This window comes from Mesorhizobium sp. B2-8-1 (assembly GCF_006440955.1).
In the GTDB taxonomy this organism is placed as follows: Bacteria; Pseudomonadota; Alphaproteobacteria; order Rhizobiales; family Rhizobiaceae; genus Mesorhizobium.
This window is the reverse complement of record NZ_VFTX01000017.1, coordinates 19022-39769: the sequence shown is the minus strand read 5'-3', so window position 1 is coordinate 39769 and position 20748 is coordinate 19022. Positions and strand designations below refer to the sequence as shown.

The window sequence follows — 20748 nt, the reverse complement described above, 5'->3', positions numbered from 1 at the left end:
ATCACACCTTCATGTCACGGGTTTCGAGCAGCCCCCTGATCAAGGTTCGCTTGCCGAGTTCTATCTTGAATGCGTTGTGCCGACGCGGCTGGGCCTCGGCGAACGCGGCTTCGGCGGCCTCGGCCGCCGCTGCCTCGTCGAGCACCTTGCCGCGCAGGATCTCCTCCGCCGCTCTTGCCCGCCAGGGTACGGTCGCCACGCCGCCAAGCGCGATGCGCGCCTCGTTCACGGTCTCGCCGTCGAGGTCGAGGGCGACCGCGGCCGATGCAAGGGCAAACGCATAGGATTGCCGATCGCGGATCTTGAGATAGCGCGAACGCCTGGTCCATGCGCCGGCGGGCACCTCTATGGCGGTGACGATCTCGTCGGGTGCCAGGTCGGTCTCGATGTGAGGGCTGTCCTCGGGCAGGCGATGCAGGCTGGCAAACGGAATCTTTCGCCGCCCGTTGTGGCCTTGGACATGAACCGTGGCGTCAAGCGCGATCAGGGCCTGGGCAAAGTCACCGTGATAGGTCGCGATGCAGTTCTCACTGGTCCCCAGCACGGCATGCTGGCGGTTGAACCCGTCCATCGCGGCGCAGCCCGAGCCTGGCTCGCGCTTGTTGCATGGCCATGAGGTTTCGCGGAAATATTCGCAGCGGGTGCGCTGCAGGATGTTGCCGGCAAGACTTGCCATGTTGCGCAGCTGGCCGCTTGCCGCCAGTTGCAGGCTCTCCGCGATCACCGGATACCGACGCTTGATCTCGGCATTCTCGGCCGCGTCGCCCATCCGCACAAGAGCGCCAAGGCGCAGACCCTCACCATCGGTCTCGATCCGCCGCAATGCCGGTTCGGAGAGACCGTTCAGATCGAGCAAGCGTTCCGGCCGGGCGACGCCGAGTTTCATATAGTCGGCGAGATTGGTGCCACCGGCAATGAACTGCGCGGGGGCTTGCGTCGGCGGATGCCTGGTGGCCGAGCGCGAGGCGACGGCGACCGCCGCGGAGAGGCTGGCGGGCCTCTCATAGACGAAAGGATGCATCTCAGGCCCTCCTGATCTGGTCGCGGGCCTGGACGATTGCCGCGACGATGTTCGGGTATGCCGCGCATCGGCAAAGGTTGCCGCTCATATATTCGCGAATGTCGTCCTCTGAACCGGCATGTCCTTCGTGGACGCAGCCGATCGCGGACATGATCTGGCCGGGCGTGCAATAGCCGCACTGGAACGCATCGTGATCGATGAAGGCCTGCTGCATCGGATGCAGGCCGCCATCCGTCGACGCCAACCCTTCGACGGTGGTTACCGCCTTGCCCTCGTTCATCACCGCGAAGCTGAGGCAGGAGAGCACGCGATGGCCATCGACCAGCACCGTACAGGCACCGCATTGGCCATGATCGCAACCTTTCTTCGTGCCCGTCAGGCCGACATGGTCGCGCAAGGCGTCGAGCAGGCTGGTTCGGCTGTCGAGCGCCAGATTGTATGGCTGCTTGTTGATGGTCAGTGTTGTCATGACAGGCTCGTTTGGCTTGGCGGCAGCAGCCGGAGGCTCCTCGGACCTGGCTGTCGAGGCCAGAAGCGGAGTCACCGCAGCCGCGGAGACGGTCGCGGTCATAAAGCTTCGTCTGCTGAGACTGGAGGAGTTTGAGGGAACATGCTCGGACATCGCTGGCTCCGTCGCTCGCTATGTCGCGACCAAACCCCTCATCGGGGCCATTGTTCCGGGCCATCCGCGATAAAACGCACAAGGAAGACGGCTCGCAAGGCAAGCCGCCCGATTTGGATGCAAGGATATGACGGTCCGTTCGAGACCGTGCCCGTCCTCCCCTGGCGAATTTGCAGGCGCGCGGCCGATCCCCTAACAAGGCGCGCGGGCCCTCATTGCTGGCGGGCAATTCCGAGAATATCAAGCGCCTGCGCGGCAGAAGCAATCGGGCGCCCCGTGCGGCCAGCGGCTTCGACGATTGCCGCGACCCGTTCGGCATTGTCGCGGGCGAGGCTGCCATCGGCGTGCCAGAGAGAGTTCTCGAAGCCGACCCGCACGTGCCCTCCCGCCGCGATCGCCGCCGTCAGCGCCAAGGTCTCGCCCCGTCCGAAGGCGCAGACCGACCATACGGCGCCTTCAAGATCATGCGCATCGAGCCCTTCAAGGAAGACATCGAGGTCTTCGGGCCGGCTTTCCTGATCGGCGGCATAGCGTCCAAGGACGAACAGCAGCCGGGGGCTTGTGGGCTCCGCCAGAATGCCTCGCCGCCGCAGATCGATGAAACGGTCGAGATCGGCCCGATCATAGAGAATGTGCTGGACCGCGATGCCTTCCCGACCGGCCCACGCGAAGAAGCGGGCCGGCTCCGCCTCGCCATCGCTGATTATCTCACGCAAGCCGATCGAGACGGAAACCGGATGAAGCGCCCGAACAAGGTCCATCTGTTCGCGTGGCGAATAGAGCCCGATCGCTTCAGTCGTGATCTGGATCGCCATGACGCCCTGCGTCCGCTCCCGGATCGCCGCGATGGCATCCCGGTAAAGCGCGGCGTCAAGCGTGTGCCGGCCTGAAGCATCGCGGACATGCACATGGATGGCGGCGGCGCCGGCAGCGAGACACTGCCTCGCCGTTTCGGCAAGTTCGTCGGCGGTCATCGGCAGAGCCGGATGATCGGCCTTCGTTCTGCGCGCCCCGTTCGGCGCAACCATGATCAGCAACGGCTTCAATTTCATCTCCGGGCCCAATTGGCTCTCCCGCAACGTGGTTTTCCATGCTTCATTTCACCGACTCGCACAGGTAGGACAGCATGAACGCCACCGCCCAAGGGATTTCCGCCTTCGCCACCGCCGCCGAACTCAGCCGCGCGCTCGCCGATGGCAACACATCCTCGACCGAGATCGTCCGGCGCGCGCTGGATCGTGTCGACGTTCATGACAATTCGCTGCATGCGTTCGTCCGGCTGTTTCCTGGGGCTGCGCTCCAGGCCGCCGGCGAAGCCGACGAGCGTCGCAGTCGCGGCGTCTCGAAAGGGCCGCTGGACGGTATCCCTTTCGCGGCCAAGGACCTGCTTGACGTCGAAGGCTATCCGACCCTGGCAGGCTCGAAAGCGCTTGCGGGCGAACTCGCAACCGCCACGGCAACGGCAATCGAACGCCTTGTCGCGGCCGGGATGATCCTGCTGGGCAAGGTGCACACCGTGGAATTTGCTTTTGGCAGTTGGGGGACCAACCCGGTCGCCGGCACGCCCCTGAACCCGCGTGACAGCGCCATCCCGCGCGCGCCGGGCGGATCGTCGAGCGGTTCGGGCGTGGCCGTCGCCGCCGGACTGGTGCCGGTCGCGCTCGGCACCGACACTACGGGCTCCATCCGCAATCCGTCCGCCATGTGCGGAATCGTGGGCCTGAAGACGTCCTTCGGCCTTATCGGGCGCGGCGGCTTGCTGCCGCTTGCCATGTCCTTCGACAGCATCGGTCCCATGACCCGGTCGGTGGAGGATGCAGCCCTTCTGCTGGCCGCGCTCGAGGGTCCCGATCCCGGCGATCCGGCCACCTTTGGCGTGGCGCCGACCTCGCCGCTCGACGGGCTCGAGCGGAGCATATCGGGCCTTCGCCTGCGCATCCCCTCGGCCGTGGACCTTGCCGGCGTAGACCCCGGCATCCTGGACCGCTTCGACTCCACCGTCGCTGAACTGGAGGCGCTCGGTGCCAATGTCGATCGGATGCCGATGCCGCAATCTTACGACACCTACAAGGCCCTGGCCGGCGACATCATGGCCGTCGAAGCCTGGCATCATCTCGGCCGTTACGTGGAACCCGCGGACAGCGGCGTCGGCACGGCGATCCGCATGCGGGTTCTCAAGGGCAGGGAAATCGGCCTCGCCGCTTATCACGAGTTGATTGCAAGGCGCCGAGCCGCGCAGATCGAGTTTCATCGCGATCTCGAAGGCGCCGATGCGTTCCTGACGCCAACGGCGCCGATTACCGCGCCGCCATTGGCCGACATCGATGAGACAACGACGCCGCTTGGGACGTTTACCCGCATGGTGAACCTCCTCGACATGGCAGCGCTCAGCGTCCCCATCGGTCTCGTCAATGGTCTGCCCGCAGGATTGCAGATCGCGGTTCGCCGCTTCCAGGATCCGCTGGCGCTGAGGATCGGGCGGGCGCTAGAGATTCGGCGCGACGGCCTGTTCGAACAGCCGCCGGGCTACGCCACGCCGTAAGCTGCCCGTTCATTCACCGCTCGCATACAGCCAACGTGCGACAAGAGCGTCGGTGTCGGCACCGAAATCCGCGCGCGCGCCTTCGGAAAAAACCGTGCCGTTCTTGACCACATAGACGTAGTCGGTGATGGCAAGCGCGGCGCGAATATCCTGGTCGACCAGCAGCACGGCCTTGCCGAGTTCGCGGGCAAGATCGCGGACGATGTCGTAGATCGTCTCGCTGGTCTGCGGATCGACGCCGGCGGTCGGTTCGTCGATCAGGTAGACCGACGGATCGGCCATCAGGCTGCGTGCGATCTCGACCTGCCGCTGCTGGCCTCCCGAGAGCTGGCCGGCAGGCTGCGCGCGTTTCTCGCGAACGACGGGAAACCGCTCATAGACATGTTCCAGTTTCTCGGTCAGCACCGTCTTCTTCGGCCTGGCATGCCAGAGACCGAGTTTCAGGTTCGATTCGACCGAGAGATGAGGAAAGAGGCTCGGCCGCTGCGGCAGGTAGGCCAGGCCAAGGCCCAGCATCCGGAAGGGCGGGTTTCCGGTGATGTCCACGTCTCGCAGAAGCACCCGGCCGGCACTCGGTTTCAGAAAGCCGAACAACGCCTTGAGAAGCGTCGACTTGCCGGTGCCGTTCGGCCCGACCACACAGGAAATGCTGCCAGGCCAGGCCCTGACCGAAACGTCGCGCAATATGTCGATGTCGCGCGTATAGCCGGCGACAAGGTTCTCGCAGGCGATCAGCGGCGGGGTCGATGGCAGGGAAGCGGTTTCCATTATCGTGCTTCCCGATGCGTTGCGCGGGATCCCGTATAGGCGTGCACGACCTCGGGATTGCGCAGCACCTCGGCGACCGCGCCGTCGGCGATCTTGCGCCCTCGCGCCATCACCATGACGCGCGTTACGACCGACTGGATAGCCTCGAGGTTGTGATCGACAACGACGATGGTGTGACCGTCGCGATTGAGGCTCCTTATGTGCTCGATGATCTCCTCCAGCAGGCGCGGGTGGACGCCGGCGAAGGGCTCGTCCAGAAGCAGCAATCTCGGTTTGAGCATCAGCGCCCGGCCGAGTTCCAGCAGCTTCTGCTGGCCGCCGGAAAGCGCTCTTGCATAACTGTCGGCGAGATGGTCGAGCCTCAGGAAAGCAAGGACCCCACGGGCGCGCTCCTCTGCCGCGGCGCGCCGCTCAGCCGGGTCGGAAAGTGCCGGCACGATCAGGTTTTCCAGCACGGTCATGCGGCGGAACAGGCGGGGAACCTGAAAAGTACGGGCAACACCGCGGCGCGCGAAAAGATTAGCCGGCGAGCGCGCCATGTCGGTGCCCTCGACGAGGATGGCACCGCCGTCGGGTTTGAGCGCGCCCGTCACCATGTTGATGGTGGTCGTCTTTCCCGAGCCGTTGGGACCGATCAACCCGACAATTTCGCCGCGGGCCAGGGCAAAGGATAAGCCTTCGACGGCATGGATGCCGCCGAAATGCTTGGCAAGACCACTGACCGAGAAAAAAGCGGTGTCCTTCTCAACCGGCATGGGGTTCCTCGGTGGTAGCAGTTGGAACAGGCGCTTGTTCCCGTGGCCGCGCGCGGAAGCGCGCCCAGTTTTCGACCATCGGATACAGGCCGTTCTGCGCGAAGCGTTGCACCAGGATAAGCGCCAGACCCATCAGCACGAAACGCCATTCGCCGTAGGACCGCAGCGTCTCGGAAAGCAGGAAGACGACGACTGCACCGACCACGGCGCCGGGCAGGCTTTCGATGCCGCCGATCACCGCCATCGCGATAACCAGACCCATCTCCGGCAGGATAGCCATGTTGGGCGTCAGGATGCCGATGAAATGGCCGTAATAAATGCCGGCTATCGCCGCGATCACGCTGGTTACCACGAAGACGAGAATCTTGTAGCGCGTGGTATCCACCCCGCTGGCGCGCGCGGCGCCCTCGTCTTCCCGGATGGCACGTAGAAAAAGACCGACGCGGGTCGCCAACAAGGCATTCATTCCCAATACCGCCAGGACGACGAGCGCAAGGCCGAAATAGTAATAAGGCAGGTCCGATCGACCGGAAAAGAGGCCGGGCACCGGCAAGCCCAGCATGCCGCGTGTGATGTCCTCCTCCGCGACCAGCACGAGGCGGAAGATTTCCGAAATGGCAAGCGTGAAGAGGGCCAGATAAGGCCCGGAAAGCCTCAGGACGAGCGCGCCGATCAGGGCGCCGGCCACGACGGCAAGAGCGATGGCGGCAAGAATGGCAAGCGGCAGCGGCATGCCGATCTGGCCAACGAACAAGGCCGAGGCATATCCGCCCAGCGCGGCAAAAGCCACATGGGCGAAGGAGAACTGACCGGCGAAACCGGCAAGCAGCGCCCAGCTCGCGGCAAGCAGCGCATAGTACCAGGCGATGGCGCCGACGTGGGTCCAGTATGGTCCGACGCCGAGCGGCACCAGCAACGCCACCACGAGCAGAATCGCCTGAGCCGATTGCGAGAATGTTGGACGGATCATTGCCGTGCCCCTATTCCAGCCGCAGATGCGAGCGGCCGAACAGGCCGGTCGGCCGGAAGAGCAACGCAATGACGAGCAGCAGCGCTCCGAACGCCTGCGTATAGGCAAGCGCGCGATTGGGATCCGGCAGATAGCCGACACCCAGCCCTTGCACCAGGCCGAGCAGGATGCCGCCGGTAATGCTTCCGCCGACGGAACCCATGCCGCCGAGCACGATGATGATGAAGGCCTGCACGGCCGGCAACTCACCCATCGACGGCGACAGGGCGAAGATCGGCGCGATCAACGCCCCTGCCCCGCCGGCAAGCGCCGAGCCGATGCCGAAAGCGATGGTGTACATGCGGCGTGGATCGATACCGATGACCGCGGCGGACTCGCGGCTCTGGCTCACCGCATCGAGTGCCTGGCCAAGCGAGGTGCGCTTCAGGAAAAGCGTCAGACCGACAAGCAGGACGACGGCAGCGACCGCAGCGATCAGCCGGTCGTAAGGCAGGATCAACGGACCGAGGATCAGCGCTCCTGTCATGAAGGACGGCGGCGCCTTGGCGAAGGGACCGAAGACGACAAGGCCGAGATTGGTGATCAGAATGGTGAGGCCGAAGGTGACGATAATGGCGTATTCGTCCTTGCGCTCGACCTTGTCGGTATACATCGGCGCTATGACGAGCCTCTCGAAGAGCACGCCGAAGATGAACAGGGCCACCATCGCGCCGGCGACACCGACAAGCGGCGGCGCATGGAACCAGGCGATGATGTAGTAGGACGCATAGCCGCCCAGCATATAGAGCGATCCATGGCCGAAATTGACGACCTTCAACACCGAGAAGACCAAAGTGAGCCCCGCCGCCGTCAGCGCGAAAATGAGGCCGATGACCAGGCCGTTGACGGCCAGGAGGAGGAAATAGCTCATGGGTTCACATCACCTCGTTGTCGGCCGCCTGTCCAGTGAAGCGGCCGCCGGCGGCCATGGAGCCGCCGGCGTGCCGTTCATTTGCCGGGCATGACCTTGTCGGTGGTGGCCCACTTCTTCGGGTAGACGATCGCAGCATCCTCCGGCGCCTGGCTCACGGCCGTGTATTGGATGATCGTGAACGGCACGTCGACGAACTGATGGAAAGCCCAGTCGGGAGATTTGGTGGTCGGGAAGGTGTAGGTGGCGTTCACCCCTTCATATTTGATCTCTTCCAGTGCCTTCACGATCGCCGCGCGGTCAGCCGAGCCTGCCTTCTTGATCGCTTCGACGACGACACCGAACGTGTCATAGGCCTCCATGGCCACGCCGGTAGGTGCCCTATTGTAGCGTTCGGTGAACGCCTTCACGAATGCTTTGGCCTTGTCGTTCCATTGCGACTTGGGCTGCGCGACGTTGACGATGAGAAGATTGTTGGCGCATTCGCCGTCGACTTCCCACACTTCCTTCTGCAGCAGACCCGAGGAGCCGATGAGGGCCGTTTCGGCAGTCGGTGCGAGGCCGAGCTGGCAGGCCTGCTTGACCAGCTGATACTGTGCCTGTCCGGCGATCACCATCTGGATCGCATCAGGCTTCGGGCTCTGGTTCATCAGGCGCAGCAGCGCGGGCGTGAAATCCTGCTGGTTCAGGTCGATCGTTGCCAGCGTATAGGGGACGTTCTTGGCCTTCAGCTCATCGGCGATGACCTTGGCCCCGCCCTGGCCGAAGTCCGTGTTTTCGGCGATGATGGCGATGTTCTTGAAACCTTGCTCGACCGTCCAGTCGGCTGCCTTAACGTAAACGAGCGAGTTGGCCGGAGCGAGACGATAGACTTCCGGATACTGCTTGGCCGTGATGGCATCCGCCCATACGTCTGTACCGACCCAGGCGACGCCGTATTTGTGCGCCTCCTCGATTTCGGCGAGGGCGACCGAGGAATGGAATTCGCCGAAGATTGCGGCGACGTTGTCCTTGGTGATGAGCCGAACCGCCGCCGCGCTGCCGTCGGCGGGCTGTCCTTTGGTGTCCTCGTAGCTCACCTTCAGCTGACGGCCGAGCACGCCGCCGGCCTTGTTGACCTCGTCAACTCCGAGCTGCACCGCCCATTGCATCTCCTGGCCGCCGGAATAGTTGCCGGGCGGCGACAGCGGCCCCACCCAGCCTAGCGCGATTGGATCCTCGGCCAGAGCCGGTGCGGCTGCGAACGGCAAGGAAGCCAGCGCGAGTGCCGCCAGCGCTGCCAAATGACTGGATATGGTCTGTTTCATGCGAATTTCCCCTGTTCTTGTTTTCTGATTGAATGAAACACTACGCTCATTTCTGGCAGATTGAAATATTCATTGCAGCTCGTCAACGGCCGGCGTAAATTCGCGCCATGTTGGAACCCGCCTTCCGCTCGCGCCTGCTCGAGAGTTTCGAGACGATGCCGCGCCAGCTTCGCGCGGCGGCGCAATGGGTGCTCGACAATCCGCGTGACGTTGCCCTCCTGTCGATGCGCGTCCAGGCGCAGCGCGCCGGGGTGACCCCGGCATCGATGACGCGGCTTGCCCAGCGCATGGGCTTCGACGGCTACGATAGCCTGCGCGACCTCTACGCCGAGCAACTTCGCCGCGGCGAGAAGGAGTTCTTGGGCAAGGCCGAAGCATTGATGGCGCGGCGCAAGCGCGGAGGAGACGGCGCGCTGGCCTTCGAGCTGGCCGAAACGCTCGAGCGCCATATGGCGAAGCTTTGCGATCCGGCGACGCTGGAGGCGGTGACCCGGGCAGCCTCGGTGCTGGCAGGCGCCAAGCGCATCTATGCGCTGGGCTATCGGTCGAGCTACCCCGTCGCCTGCCATTTCGCCTACGTCTATGGCCTCGCCGGCGGCGCGGTGCGTCTGCTTGACGGCGTCGGCGGAACCGGACCTGATCCTTTGTGGGAATCGGGAGCGGGCGACGTGCTTTTGGCGATCAGCGTCAAGCCCTATACGCGCGCCGCCGTCGAACTCGTCGATTATGCACGCAGCCGCGCGCTCGAAATCGTGGCGATTACCGACAGTGTGGTCTCTCCGCTCGTCAACCGGGCGGGCGCCGTCATCATCGTGCCGACCGAGAGCCCGTCCTTTTTCCACACCATGGCACCGGCCTTTGCCATCGCCGAAACGCTGGCCGCGATCCTGGCGGCCGCCGCCGGCGATCGCGCGCTGGCCGCCATGCGCGACGTGGAACGTCAGTTCGACACCCTTTCCACCCATATCTACGAAACCAGGCAACGGTCATGACGCATATCCTCCATCGCCAGATCCACCACGACTATCCCGTTGCCGTCGGCGGCGATGGCGTCACCGTCATCGACAGCAAGGGACGCCGCTATATCGACGCCTCCGGCGGTGCGGCCGTCTCATGCCTTGGCCATCAGCATCCGGCTGTTCTTGCCGCGATGCATGCCGAACTCGACCGGCTCGCCTATGCGCATAGCAGCTTCTTCACCACCCGGCCGGCGGAGGAACTGGCGGACGAACTTGCCGCTCACGCGCCGGGCGATCTTCATCACGTCTATTTCGTCTCCGGCGGATCGGAAGGCATCGAGACCGCCCTGAAGATGGCGCGGCAATATTTCGTCGAGCGCGGCGAGCCGCAGCGCCGCCGCTTCGTGGCCCGTCAGCAGAGCTATCATGGCAATACGCTGGGCGCGCTTTCGGTGGGAGGCAACGCCTGGCGCAAGGCGCCGTTCGAGCCCATGCTGATCGAAAACCATCATATCGAACCATGCTATGCCTATCGGCATCAGCGGCCGGATGAAGGCAGCGAGGCCTACGGGCTGCGCGCCGCCGATGCGCTTGAGACGAAGCTGCAGGAACTCGGGCCGGAAACGGTCATTGCTTTTGTCGCCGAGACAGTGGTTGGAGCGACTCTCGGCGCCGTGCCACCCGCACCCGGTTATTTCAGGCGCATCCGCGAGATTTGCGATCGCCACGGCGTGCTGCTCATCCTCGACGAAGTCATGTGCGGCATGGGTCGTACCGGAACACTGCATGCCTGCGAGCAGGAAGGCGTCGCACCCGACATCATGGTGATCGCCAAAGGGCTCGGCGGCGGCTATGCCCCGCTTGGGGCGGTGCTGGCATCCGACCGGATATTCGATGCCTTTTCGCAAGGCAGCGACTTCCAGCACGGTCACACCTATATCGGTCATCCGCTCGCCTGTGCGGCCGGCCTCGCCGTGCAGCGGGTCATCGAGCGTGATGGTCTGCTTGCCAATGTCGCGGCGCGAGGCACCACGCTCGAACGACGGCTGCGTGAGCGCTTCGGCAACCATCACCATGTCGGGGACATTCGCGGGCGCGGCCTTTTCCAGGGCATCGAACTTGTCGCGGATCGCTCGGCCAAGGCCCCGTTCGATTCGCGCCTGAAAGTCCATGCCCGGATAAAATCGGAAGCGATGCAGCGGGGGTTGATGGTTTATCCGATGGGCGGCACCGTCGATGGGCGGGCTGGCGATCACGTCCTGCTTGCACCGCCATTCATCGTCGACGACGGCACGGTCGATATCATCGTCGACCGTTTGGGCGACGCCGTCGATGCCGCGATCGGCAGCATTGCGATCTAGCACACGAGACGCTCACCGACCGGGACTATAGTCCGATCGGCATCAGCCCCGACCTGGCCTCACAGTGCCGCGCCAGACCATCGGCGCGTGGCAGGTCAGGCGACTGCCGGCGCCTGCTTCCTCGCGCGAACCGGCGGCCAGTCGCACGGCGTGCGTGGCGATCTCCTCAATCGGCGGCGCAAAGGTCGTCAGCCGGTAGGAAGCCCAGTCAGCCTGCTCGATGTCGTCGAAGCCGGCGACGCAGAGATCGCGCGGGACGTCGACGCCGAACTCGTGGCGCGCCGCGTCCAGAAAACCGCAGGCGATCAGGTCGGTCACGCAGAATGCCGCATCCGGTCGCTGCCGGCCCGAAAGCAGGCGCCTTGCGCCTTCTGCCCCGGTCGCATAACCCGTGCGGCCCTCGCGCCACTGGATCACCTCCAGTCCTTCCTTGCGCGCTGCGGCAAGAAACGCCGTCTCGCGCGCCACCAGACTGGGCGTGCCGGCTGCCGACGTCACCAGGGCAGGCCTGGTGCAACCGGCTCGAAGAAAGGCGTGAAGTGCCGCCTCGGCGGCGGCGGCGTTGTCCACGCCGATGTTATGCGGCCCGTCGAACCGGTCGTCGCGATTGATCAGGATCAGGCGCTGCCCGTTCTCGAGGCAGGTTCGGATCAGCTCCTGCGGCGGCGTGCCGGACAGCACGATCGTCGCATCGGCACGGTAGTTCAGCGTGTTGCGCAGCGCCTGGTCGACATGGTGGCTGGGGCCAGACGTGTTGAATACCATGGCCACTTTGCCGGCATCCCTCAAATGCTGTGTCAGCGCCCGCAGGATACGAGCCTGATAGGGCGTGTCGCCATCGGCGACGACAAGGCAGACGATGCCCGTCGATGCCCGCATCAGGCCGCGCGCCAGATGGTTGACGTGATAGCCGAGCTGCTCGGCCGCCAGCAGCACCCGCTCCCGGGTTTCTTCCGAAACGCTGGCGCCGGGCGTAAAGGTGCGCGACACGGCCGAGCGCGAAACGCCGGCAAGGTCCGCGACCTGCTGGGCACTGGAAAAGCCATTACGGCCTCTTGGCGTCGTCATGCACACTCTCACTGCCGTTTACCGATTCCTTGCACGCACGTGCAGCATAGCGCAAGCCAGTCACAGGTGTAACCGCTGCCCTTGACACACATGCGTAAATGAAACAGCTTTGCACAGCCGTGCATGAAGCCGGCGCCGGAGGCTACCTTGCCCATTTCTTCGCGGACCGCATCGGAACTGCCATTGCCTGGACGGACAGCATGAACAGCGTGGCGGTGCGGCCTAACGCGAGCCGGATGTCCGAAGCCGAACTCGACAGGCGTGCCGATGTTTGCCGGCAACTGCTCTTGTCGTCGGGAAACATGGCGATGCAGGGCTACAGCCAAATCGACGGCGCGCAGCCTGTGGAGATGAAGGGGCCGCAGGATTTCCTGACCGCGACCGACGGCAAGGTCGAGCATCACATCCGCACGACGTTGGCCGCGGCCTTTCCCGAGGACGGGTTTTTGGGCGAGGAAACCGGCGGCAGCGGCGGCTCCGATCGCATGTGGGTCGTCGACCCGATCGACGGTACGGCGAATTTCATGCGCGGCATTCCGCATTTCTGCGTTTCGATCGCCTTCGTTCAGAACGGCCGCAGCGAGATCGGCGGGATCGCCAATCCGGCGATCGGGGAGGTCTATTTTGCCCGCCGCGGGCACGGTGCGACGCGCAACGGCGCGGCGATCCATGTTTCGCGCACCCAGGCCTTCGACCGCGCCTCCGTGGAGTTCGGCTGGTCGCCGCGGATTCCCAACCGCGACTATCTGGACAAGGTGGCCCTGGTCTGGTCGCTGGGCGCCAATGTGCGCCGCTCCGGTTCGGGGGCGCTGGGCCTTGCCTATGTGGCCGACGGCCGCTCGGATGCCTATGCCGAGCTTCATATCAATGCATGGGACTGCCTGGCCGGATTGCTGCTGGTCGAGGAGGCCGGCGGGCGCGTCAACCGCTTTCTCGACGGCGATGGCATGGCGAAGGGCAATCCGGTGCTTGCTGCGGCGCCGGGCGTGGCGGCGAGATTGTCCCAGGTGATCGGAGTGCCGCTCGACGACGAATAATCAATTCCAAAGAGCATGAAAGGGAGGAATTATCGATGAAAGGTCCATTTGATCGCAGGCAAGGCAGGACATGGCTTGGCCTAGCGGCGCTGGCCATTTTCGGGCTGGCCGGGAGCGCCCATGCGGCGGATCGCAACCTGGTGATGTATTGCGGCGTCGACGAGGCCTGGTGCCGGGCCACGGCCACGACCTACCAGAAGGAAACCGGCGTCAGTGTCGACATGACCCGCATGAGCGCCGGCGAGATCTACGCGCGCCTGCGAGCCGAGAAGGACAATCCGCAAGCCGACATCTGGTGGGGCGGCACCGGCGACCCGCATCTTCAGGCGGCGGAAGAAGGCCTCACCCAGGAATACAAGTCGCCGCAGCTGGCGAACCTGCGCGACTGGGCTTTGAGACAGGCCGAACGCGCCAAGAACCGCACCGTCGGCATCTATCTTGGCGCGCTTGGCTACGGCTACAACGAGGAAGACCTGAAACAGCGCGGCCTGACGGCGCCGGCCTGCTGGGCGGATCTGGTCAAGCCCGATTTCCAGGGCGAGATCGAGATGGCCGACCCCAATTCCTCGGGTACTGCCTGGACGATGCTGGCGACAATCGTGCAACTGATGGGCGAGGACAAGGCTTTCGACTATCTCAAGCAGCTCAACAAGAACATCGCCGAATACACCAAGGCGGGCGCCGCACCCGCGCTCGCCGTGGGCAAAGGCGAGACGCTGGTCGGCATTTCCTTCCAGCACGACGTCATCAACGCCGCCAAGCAGAATCCGGCCGTCAAGGTGGTCTCGCCCTGTGAAGGCACCGGCTTCGAGATCGGGTCGATGAGCATTGTTGCCGGGGCCAAGCATATCGACGAGGCGCGGAAATTCTACGACTGGGCGCTGACGCCAGACGCGCAGAAACTTGCGGCTCCAAACGGCAGCTACCAGATCCCGTCGAACACCGGCACCCCGGTGCCGCCGGAGGCGCCGGACCTCAGCAAGATCAAGCTGATCGACTATGACTTCGCCAAATATGGATCGTCAGCGGAGCGCAAGCGGCTGTTGAAGAAATTCACCGATGAGGTCCGCAACGGCGGCTGATCTGGTCCGTACGGCCGATCCGCCGGCTGCCTGCGGGGCAGCCGGCGCAACCCCGACCATACCAAAGGAAGATGTCGAATGGCACGGGCTTCGCCCTATCCCATGGCCAATGACCTCCCGGGGCGCAGTGCCGCCGGATGGCTGGCGCTGGCATGGGCGAGCTTCATTGTGCTGCCATGGTACCAAGTCGAAGGCGGCTTGCTTTCCTTTGACTGGCTGGCGCGTCCGGCAGAGGCGGCACCAGCCATCCTGCTGTCGCTGAACGGTCGGCTGTGGCTGCTTCCCTTGATCCTGCCACTTCTCCTGGCAAGCTGGCTCGTCGCGCGCCGGAACCTCCCCGGCCTGGCGACGGCGGGCGCTGCCGGTCTCGCCTGGCTGGCGATCGAGGGTTTTTCCATCATCCATTCGGGTTGGGGATTTGCCTGGCTTGGGCATCTCGCCAGTACGCCGGGGCCGGTGCAGCCGGGTCTCGGCTGGGGTGCCGTGCTGTACGCGGTGACGATGCTGATGTTCATCGCCGAGGCGCTGGCCGCGCGTGGCTGGTGCAAGGGCGACCGTTTTGTCGTCGGCTCGCTGCTGATCGTGATCGCTTCGCTGATCCTGTTCGTGGCTTATCCGCTGTTGTCGATCCTCGCTTCCGCCATCGAGGACAATGACGGCAATGTCGTGCCGGCTCTGTTTGCCGAAAAGCTGTTCAGTGCCAACATCTGGAGCCTGCGCTGCCTCTACGGCGACGGTTCCTGCGGCGTGGCGTGGAATACGGTGGCAATCGCGGTGCTGGTCGGATTCTTCTGCACAGCGCTTGGCCTGGCGCTGGCTCTGATTGCGTTGCGCACCAGGCTGCCGGCAAAATGGCTGCTGCGCGGCCTTTCCATCCTACCGATCATCACGCCGCCTTTCGTCATCGGCCTGGCGCTGATCCTGTTGTTCGGTCGGGCCGGCATCGTCACCAATCTTTTGTCCGAACATCTCGGTATTCCGCGCAGCCGCTGGATCTACGGCATGGCCGGCATCACCATCGCGCAAGTGCTGGCCTTCACGCCGATCGCCTTCCTGGTCCTGGCCGGCGTGCTGCAGGGCGTCAGCCCGAGCATGGAGGAGGCCTCGCAGACCTTGCGCGCCAGCCGTTGGCGCACTTTCAGCACAATCACCTGGCCGCTGATCCGCCCGGGGCTGGCCAGCGCCTTCCTGATCTCGTTCATCGAGAGCATGGCCGACTTTGCCAACCCGCTGGTGCTGGGCGGCAACTTCAACGTGCTGTCGACGGACATCTTCTTTGCGGTGGTGGGTGCTGCGCATGATCAAGGTCGTGCGGCGGTGCTGGCGATCGTGCTTCTGGGATTCACGCTCGCCGCTTTCGTCATCCAGCGCCGCTGGATCGGCAGCCGCAGCTACGTCACCGTCGCGGGCAAGGGCGATGGCGGTGTGCCGGCCACGTTGCCCAAGGGCTTGCGCATCGGCTGCTACGCCGCCGTCATTCCCTGGCTGCTTCTGACCATCGTGGTCTATGGCATCATCCTGGGCGGCGGCTTCGTGCAATCGATCGGCCGCGACAACACGCCGACGCTCGAATATTTCCTCACCGCTTTCTCCGTCGAGAAAGGCGTCAATGGCTGGTTCCTGAGCGGGTCGGCCTGGCCGTCGCTGCTGATGACCATCGGCCTTGCGCTGGTGGCAATGCCGTTCACCGCCGCGCTCGGCATCCTGACCGCCTACCTGCTCGACCGGCAGCATTTCGCCGGGCGCACGATGTTCGAATTCCTCGCCATGATGAGCTTTGCCATTCCCGGCACCGTCGTCGGCGTCAGCTATATCCTCGCCTTCAACGTGCCGCCGGTGCAACTGACCGGCACCGGACTGATCATCGTCATCTCGTTCATCTTCCGCAACATGCCGGTGGCGATCCGCGCCGGCCTCGCCAATCTGGGGCAGATAGACAAGAGCCTGGACGAGGCATCGCTGACACTGGGCGCGCGTTCCTTCGCCACCTTGCGGCGGGTGATCCTGCCGATCCTGAAGCCGGCGATCGTGACCGCGATGATCTACAGTTTCGTGCGTGCGGTGACCGCCGTCAGCGCCGTCATCTTCCTGGCGACCGGCCGCTTCAATCTCGCCACCGTCTATATTGTCGGGCGAGCCGATGTCGGCGAATACGGCATCGCCATCGTCTATTCGGCGGTGCTGATCGTCGTCATGATGATCATTCTGATCGCCATCCAGCTGCTGGTCGGGGAACGCCGGCTTGGCCGGCGCCGGGCCGAGGCGCAAGCCGTGGTGGCACCAATCTGATCGGGAGAAGCGTATGGATCAAACGGCGAAGAACGCTGCCCCCGGCGTGGTGGACAGACCGGCAGTGCGTTTCGAGGGCGTCACCAAGAAATACGGCGCCGTCACTGCCGTCGACAATGTCAGCTTCGACATCGCACCGGCCAGCCTGGTGACGCTGCTGGGACCCTCCGGCTGCGGCAAGACGACGACGCTCAGGCTGATTGCCGGGCTTGAGCACGCAAGCCACGGGCGCATCGTAATCGACGGCAAGGACGTCACCTTGCTGTCAGCCGCAGAGCGCGACGTCAGCATGGTCTTCCAGTCCTATGCGCTGTTCCCGCACATGAACGTCATGGAAAATGTCAGCTACGGCCTGCGGGCGACGGGGCTCGGCAAGGTTGAGGCAGCAGGGCGCGCCGCCGAGAAGCTGGCACAGGTCGGCCTGTCCGGCTACGAGAAGCGCCAGCCGAGCGAACTTTCGGGCGGCCAGCAGCAGCGCGTGGCCGTGGCGCGCGCCATCGTGCTGGAGCCGAAGGTGCTTTTGTTCGACGAGCCGCTGTCCAATCTCGATGCCAAGCTGCGCCGGCGCGTGCGCGATGAGATCCGCGGTCTTCAGCAGGACCTCGCGCTGACCGTGGTCTATGTGACGCATGACCAGGAGGAGGCGCTGGCCGTGTCCGATCGCATCATCGTCATGAACGCTGCCCGCGTCGCCCAGGACGGAACCCCGCGCGACCTCTACAACGAACCCAGGAACTCTTTCATCGCCGATTTCATGGGCGACGCCAACCTGCTCGATGTCGAGGTTCTCGCCAGCAATGGGACGAATGCCGAGGTAAAGGTCGGGCCGCTGCGGCTCGACATGCGGCATCGCGGCATCGCGGCGGGGCCGGCGGTGCTGGCCGTCCGGCCGAATGCCGTGCGCCTCGTCGCCGGCCAGCCGGCAGCCGGCGGGATGAGAGGGCGCGTGGTCAAGAGTTCTTATCTCGGCGACCACATGGAATACCGCGTCGCGATAAACGATCCGGCGGTCGAGCTGTTTGCGACGTCGCCGGTCGTCACACCCGCCCTGCCGGAAGGCAGCGTCGTCGCGGTCGATTTCGATCCGGCAAAGATCGTGCTGATAGCGCGCGACAAGTCCTAGCGCACACCGCTACCGGTGCGCCTGATACGAAAATAGTGGTTCTCGACGTTCCATGTCGATGTTACGAATCTCTGTGCATTCCGAATGTGCGCTTGTGACCATGTGTCCTGGCACTTTGGAACTGTGGCGAGCACAGGACGTATTCTTCACGCGGGACCAGACGGTGCACTCGAAGCCGTCACAGGGCCGCAATGGGCGTTTTCGACAGTGGCCACAAGGGAGGAAATACCAGTGAAAGCATCCTATCTCATCTCAGCCGCGCTGCTTGTGGGTACCGCGATGCCAGCGGCGGCAGCCGAAATTTCCGACGGCAAGGTCAAGATCGGCATCCTCAACGACCAGTCGGGTGTCTATGCCGATTTCGGCGGCAAATGGTCCGTCGAGGCGGCCAAGATGGCTGTCGAGGATTTCGGCGGCAAGGTCCAGAATGCGCCTATCGAGGTCATCAGTGCCGACCACCAGAACAAGCCGGACATCGCCTCCAACATCGCGCGCCAGTGGTACGACACCGAGCAGGTCGATGCCATAATGGAACTGACCACCTCCTCGGTGGCGCTCGCCGTGCAGGGACTTTCCAAGGAAAAGAAGAAGATCGACATCGTCACCGGCGCGGCTGCGACCGACCTGACCGGCAAGCAGTGCTCGCCCTATGGTTTCCATTGGGCCTACGACACCCATTCCCAGGCCGTCGGCACAGGCGGTGCCCTGGTGCAGCAAGGCGGCGACAGCTGGTATTTCATCACCGTCGACTACGCCTTCGGCTATTCGCTCGAGGAGCAGACCGCCAAGCTCGTCAAGGATCGCGGCGGCAAGGTGCTTGGTGAAGTGCGCTATCCGCTCGGCTCGACCGACTACTCATCCTTCCTGCTGCAGGCGCAATCCTCCGGCGCCAAGATCGTCGGCCTTGCCAATGCCGGTCTCGACACTTCCAACTCGATCAAGCAGGCGGCCGAATTCGGCATCGTCGCCGGCGGCCAGCGGCTCGCGGCACTTCTGTTCACGCTGGCCGAAGTGCATGGCCTTGGCTTGCAGGCGGCCCAGGGCGTCGTGCTGACCGAAGGCTATTACTGGGATCGCGACGACAAGAGCCGCGAGTTCGCCAACCGCTTCTTCAAACGCACCGGCAGGATGCCGAACATGATCCAGGCCGGGACGTATTCGGCGGTGTCGCAGTATCTCAAGGCCATCGACAAGGCCGGCACCGACGAAACCGAAGCGGTGGCCAAGGAATTGCATTCGATGCCGGTCAATGACGTCTTTACCGCCAACGGCAAGGTGCAGGCCGACGGCTCCATGGTGCACGACATGTACCTCTATCAGGTCAAGAAGCCCGAGGAGAGCAAGAAGGATTGGGACTACTACACCTATCTTGCAACCATTCCGGGCGACCAGGCCTTCATGAAGGCCACGGATAGCGGCTGCCCGCTCGTCAGCAAGTGACGACGGCAACCGCCGCGGCCGTCAGGCCTGACGGCGATGGAGCCGTGCCGCGGGTGGTGCTTTCCGCCCGCGGCCTCAGGCGCGATTTCGCCGGGTTCGTTGCGGTGAAGGATGTCGATCTCGACGTTCATCACGGCAGGATTCACGCCTTGATCGGACCCAACGGCGCCGGCAAGACCACGATCTTCAATCTTTTGACCAAGTTCCTGCAGCCGACCAGCGGCACGATTGAACTGCTCGGCACCGACATAACCCGGACACCGCCGGCCAAGGTGGCGCGGATGGGCCTCGTGCGCTCGTTCCAGATATCGGCGATCTTTCCGCATCTGAGCGTGCTCGACAATGTGCGCGTCGCGCTGCAGCGGCCAGGCGGGCTGGGTTTCCAGTTCTGGCGCCCGCTTTCGGCGCTCGACCAACTGACGCCGCGGGCGCGCGAGCTTCTCGGCACGGTCGGCCTCGACGACGCGGCGCACCGGCTCGCCGGCGATCTCTCCTATGGCCGCAAGCGCGTGCTCGAGATCGCCACCACGCTGGCGCTCGATCCAAAGGTGCTGCTGCTCGACGAGCCGATGGCCGGCATGGGGCACGAGGATGTCAGCATGATCTCCGGGATCATCCGCGCCTTGGCCCGCGATCGGGCCGTGCTCATGGTGGAGCACAATCTGACCGTCGTTGCCGATCTTTGCGACTGGATCACCGTGATGCAGCGCGGCAAGGTGCTCGCCGCGGGCGACTATCCGACGGTCAGCCAGGATGAACGCGTCCGGATAGCCTATATGGGAACCGAGCATGAGTGAGCCGCTGCTTGCCGTGCGCGATCTCCATGCCTGGTACGGCGAGGGCCACGCGCTGCACGGCGTCGACCTCGATGTGTTCCGCGGCGAAACCGTGACGCTGCTTGGCCGCAACGGCGTCGGCAAGACCACGACGCTGCGCGCCATCATGGGGCTGATCCGCAAGCGCACCGGCAGTGTCGTCTTCAACGGCAACGACTTGATCGGCCTGCCCTTGCACCGTGTCGCCCACCAAGGCATCGGTTTCGTTCCCGAGGAGCGCGGCATTTTCGCCACGCTGACAGTCGACGAGAACCTGATCCTGCCGCCGGTGGTGGCCAAGGGCGGCATGAGCGTCGAGGAGATCTTCGAGCTCTTTCCCAACCTGAAGGAGCGCCGCAACAGCCCGGGCACCAGGCTATCCGGCGGCGAGCAGCAGATGCTGGCGATCGCCCGCATCCTGAGGACGGGTGTCCGGATGCTGCTCCTCGACGAGCCGACCGAAGGCCTGGCGCCGGTCATCGTCCAGCGCATCGGCGAATTGCTTGCGACGTTGAAAAAGCGCGGCATGACGATCCTGCTCGTGGAGCAGAATTTCCGTTTCGCCGCCCGCATTGCCGACCGCTTCTACCTGATGGAGCACGGCAAGGTGCTGAGCGGGTTTCCGGTCGGCGAACTGGCCGCCCACGACGCTCAACTTCACGAGGTGCTCGGAGTATGA

19 protein-coding genes are annotated in these 20748 nt (G+C 64.3%); 10 read left to right on the top strand and 9 right to left on the bottom strand.

All coding sequences use genetic code 11. From position 1 onward, the window contains the following. Position 1: 1 nt before the first annotated feature. The 3 genes from FJ428_RS29540 to FJ428_RS29530 all read right to left on the bottom strand — a co-directional run bounded on the left by FJ428_RS29540 (position 2) and on the right by FJ428_RS29530 (position 2689). Positions 2-1021 carry a xanthine dehydrogenase family protein subunit M gene (locus FJ428_RS29540; RefSeq protein WP_140498388.1) on the bottom strand — a complete coding sequence of 340 codons (1020 nt, stop codon included), beginning with the start codon at positions 1019-1021 and terminating at the stop codon, positions 2-4. Between the two features lies 1 nt (position 1022). After that, positions 1023-1643 (bottom strand): (2Fe-2S)-binding protein, encoded by a 621-nt coding sequence (locus tag FJ428_RS29535; protein WP_140558654.1) that lies wholly within the window; start codon positions 1641-1643, stop codon positions 1023-1025. 212 nt (positions 1644-1855) lie between these two features. After that, on the bottom strand, positions 1856-2689 hold the full coding sequence (locus tag FJ428_RS29530; RefSeq protein ID WP_224519174.1) for a 3-keto-5-aminohexanoate cleavage protein: 834 nt from the start codon (positions 2687-2689) through the stop codon (positions 1856-1858). An 80-nt stretch (positions 2690-2769) separates the two neighbouring features. Between FJ428_RS29530 and FJ428_RS29525 the strand changes: the two genes are divergently transcribed. Beyond that, positions 2770-4185, top strand: a complete 1416-nt coding sequence (locus FJ428_RS29525) for an amidase (protein ID WP_140581235.1) — start codon at positions 2770-2772, stop codon at positions 4183-4185. A gap of 9 nt (positions 4186-4194) precedes the next feature. On the opposite strand, the gene FJ428_RS29520 is transcribed toward FJ428_RS29525, so the two are convergent. From FJ428_RS29520 to FJ428_RS29500, 5 genes are all read right to left on the bottom strand, one after another. Further along, positions 4195-4953 (bottom strand): ABC transporter ATP-binding protein, encoded by a 759-nt coding sequence (locus tag FJ428_RS29520; RefSeq protein WP_140498392.1) that lies wholly within the window; start codon positions 4951-4953, stop codon positions 4195-4197. Continuing rightward, positions 4953-5708, bottom strand: coding sequence for an ATP-binding cassette domain-containing protein (locus FJ428_RS29515; RefSeq protein WP_140515007.1), 756 nt, complete (start codon positions 5706-5708; stop codon positions 4953-4955). The genes FJ428_RS29520 and FJ428_RS29515 overlap by 1 nt, the downstream gene beginning before the upstream one ends. Beyond that, entirely contained in the window at positions 5698-6678 is a 981-nt protein-coding gene (locus FJ428_RS29510; RefSeq protein ID WP_140566420.1) for a branched-chain amino acid ABC transporter permease, read from the bottom strand. The genes FJ428_RS29515 and FJ428_RS29510 overlap by 11 nt, the downstream gene beginning before the upstream one ends. Before the next feature lie 10 nt (positions 6679-6688). Next, entirely contained in the window at positions 6689-7588 is a 900-nt protein-coding gene (locus FJ428_RS29505; RefSeq protein ID WP_140524813.1) for a branched-chain amino acid ABC transporter permease, read from the bottom strand. A gap of 77 nt (positions 7589-7665) precedes the next feature. After that, positions 7666-8895 (bottom strand): ABC transporter substrate-binding protein, encoded by a 1230-nt coding sequence (locus FJ428_RS29500; protein ID WP_140880738.1) that lies wholly within the window; start codon positions 8893-8895, stop codon positions 7666-7668. A gap of 107 nt (positions 8896-9002) precedes the next feature. Here FJ428_RS29500 and FJ428_RS29495 point away from each other — a divergent pair, with 107 nt between their 5' ends. Both FJ428_RS29495 and FJ428_RS29490 read left to right on the top strand, forming a co-directional pair. Beyond that, on the top strand, positions 9003-9887 hold the full coding sequence (locus FJ428_RS29495) for a MurR/RpiR family transcriptional regulator (RefSeq protein WP_140566417.1): 885 nt from the start codon (positions 9003-9005) through the stop codon (positions 9885-9887). Further along, on the top strand, positions 9884-11215 hold the full coding sequence (locus FJ428_RS29490; RefSeq protein WP_140566414.1) for an aspartate aminotransferase family protein: 1332 nt from the start codon (positions 9884-9886) through the stop codon (positions 11213-11215). Before FJ428_RS29495 ends, FJ428_RS29490 begins: the two co-directional genes overlap by 4 nt. A gap of 42 nt (positions 11216-11257) precedes the next feature. On the opposite strand, the gene FJ428_RS29485 is transcribed toward FJ428_RS29490, so the two are convergent. Further along, the gene (locus FJ428_RS29485; protein WP_140514999.1) at positions 11258-12283 is read right to left on the bottom strand and encodes a substrate-binding domain-containing protein; all 1026 of its coding nucleotides are present in this window, start codon (positions 12281-12283) and stop codon (positions 11258-11260) included. A 236-nt stretch (positions 12284-12519) separates the two neighbouring features. Here FJ428_RS29485 and FJ428_RS29480 point away from each other — a divergent pair, with 236 nt between their 5' ends. From FJ428_RS29480 to FJ428_RS29450, 7 genes are all read left to right on the top strand, one after another. Beyond that, entirely contained in the window at positions 12520-13320 is an 801-nt protein-coding gene (locus tag FJ428_RS29480) for an inositol monophosphatase family protein (RefSeq protein WP_181167437.1), read from the top strand. Between the two features lie 35 nt (positions 13321-13355). Beyond that, entirely contained in the window at positions 13356-14402 is a 1047-nt protein-coding gene (locus FJ428_RS29475; RefSeq protein WP_140880736.1) for an ABC transporter substrate-binding protein, read from the top strand. A 78-nt stretch (positions 14403-14480) separates the two neighbouring features. Next, a complete protein-coding gene (locus tag FJ428_RS29470; protein ID WP_224519173.1) occupies positions 14481-16691 on the top strand; it encodes an iron ABC transporter permease in 2211 nt (736 codons plus the stop codon). Between the two features lie 13 nt (positions 16692-16704). Further along, positions 16705-17814, top strand: coding sequence for an ABC transporter ATP-binding protein (locus FJ428_RS29465; protein WP_140560386.1), 1110 nt, complete (start codon positions 16705-16707; stop codon positions 17812-17814). Positions 17815-18045: 231 nt separating this feature from the next. Further along, positions 18046-19254, top strand: a complete 1209-nt coding sequence (locus FJ428_RS29460) for an ABC transporter substrate-binding protein (protein WP_140498402.1) — start codon at positions 18046-18048, stop codon at positions 19252-19254. Next, entirely contained in the window at positions 19251-20051 is an 801-nt protein-coding gene (locus tag FJ428_RS29455) for an ABC transporter ATP-binding protein (protein WP_181167435.1), read from the top strand. The genes FJ428_RS29460 and FJ428_RS29455 overlap by 4 nt, the downstream gene beginning before the upstream one ends. Next, complete coding sequence (locus FJ428_RS29450; protein WP_140552372.1) at positions 20044-20748, top strand: ABC transporter ATP-binding protein; 705 nt, start codon at positions 20044-20046, stop codon at positions 20746-20748. Before FJ428_RS29455 ends, FJ428_RS29450 begins: the two co-directional genes overlap by 8 nt.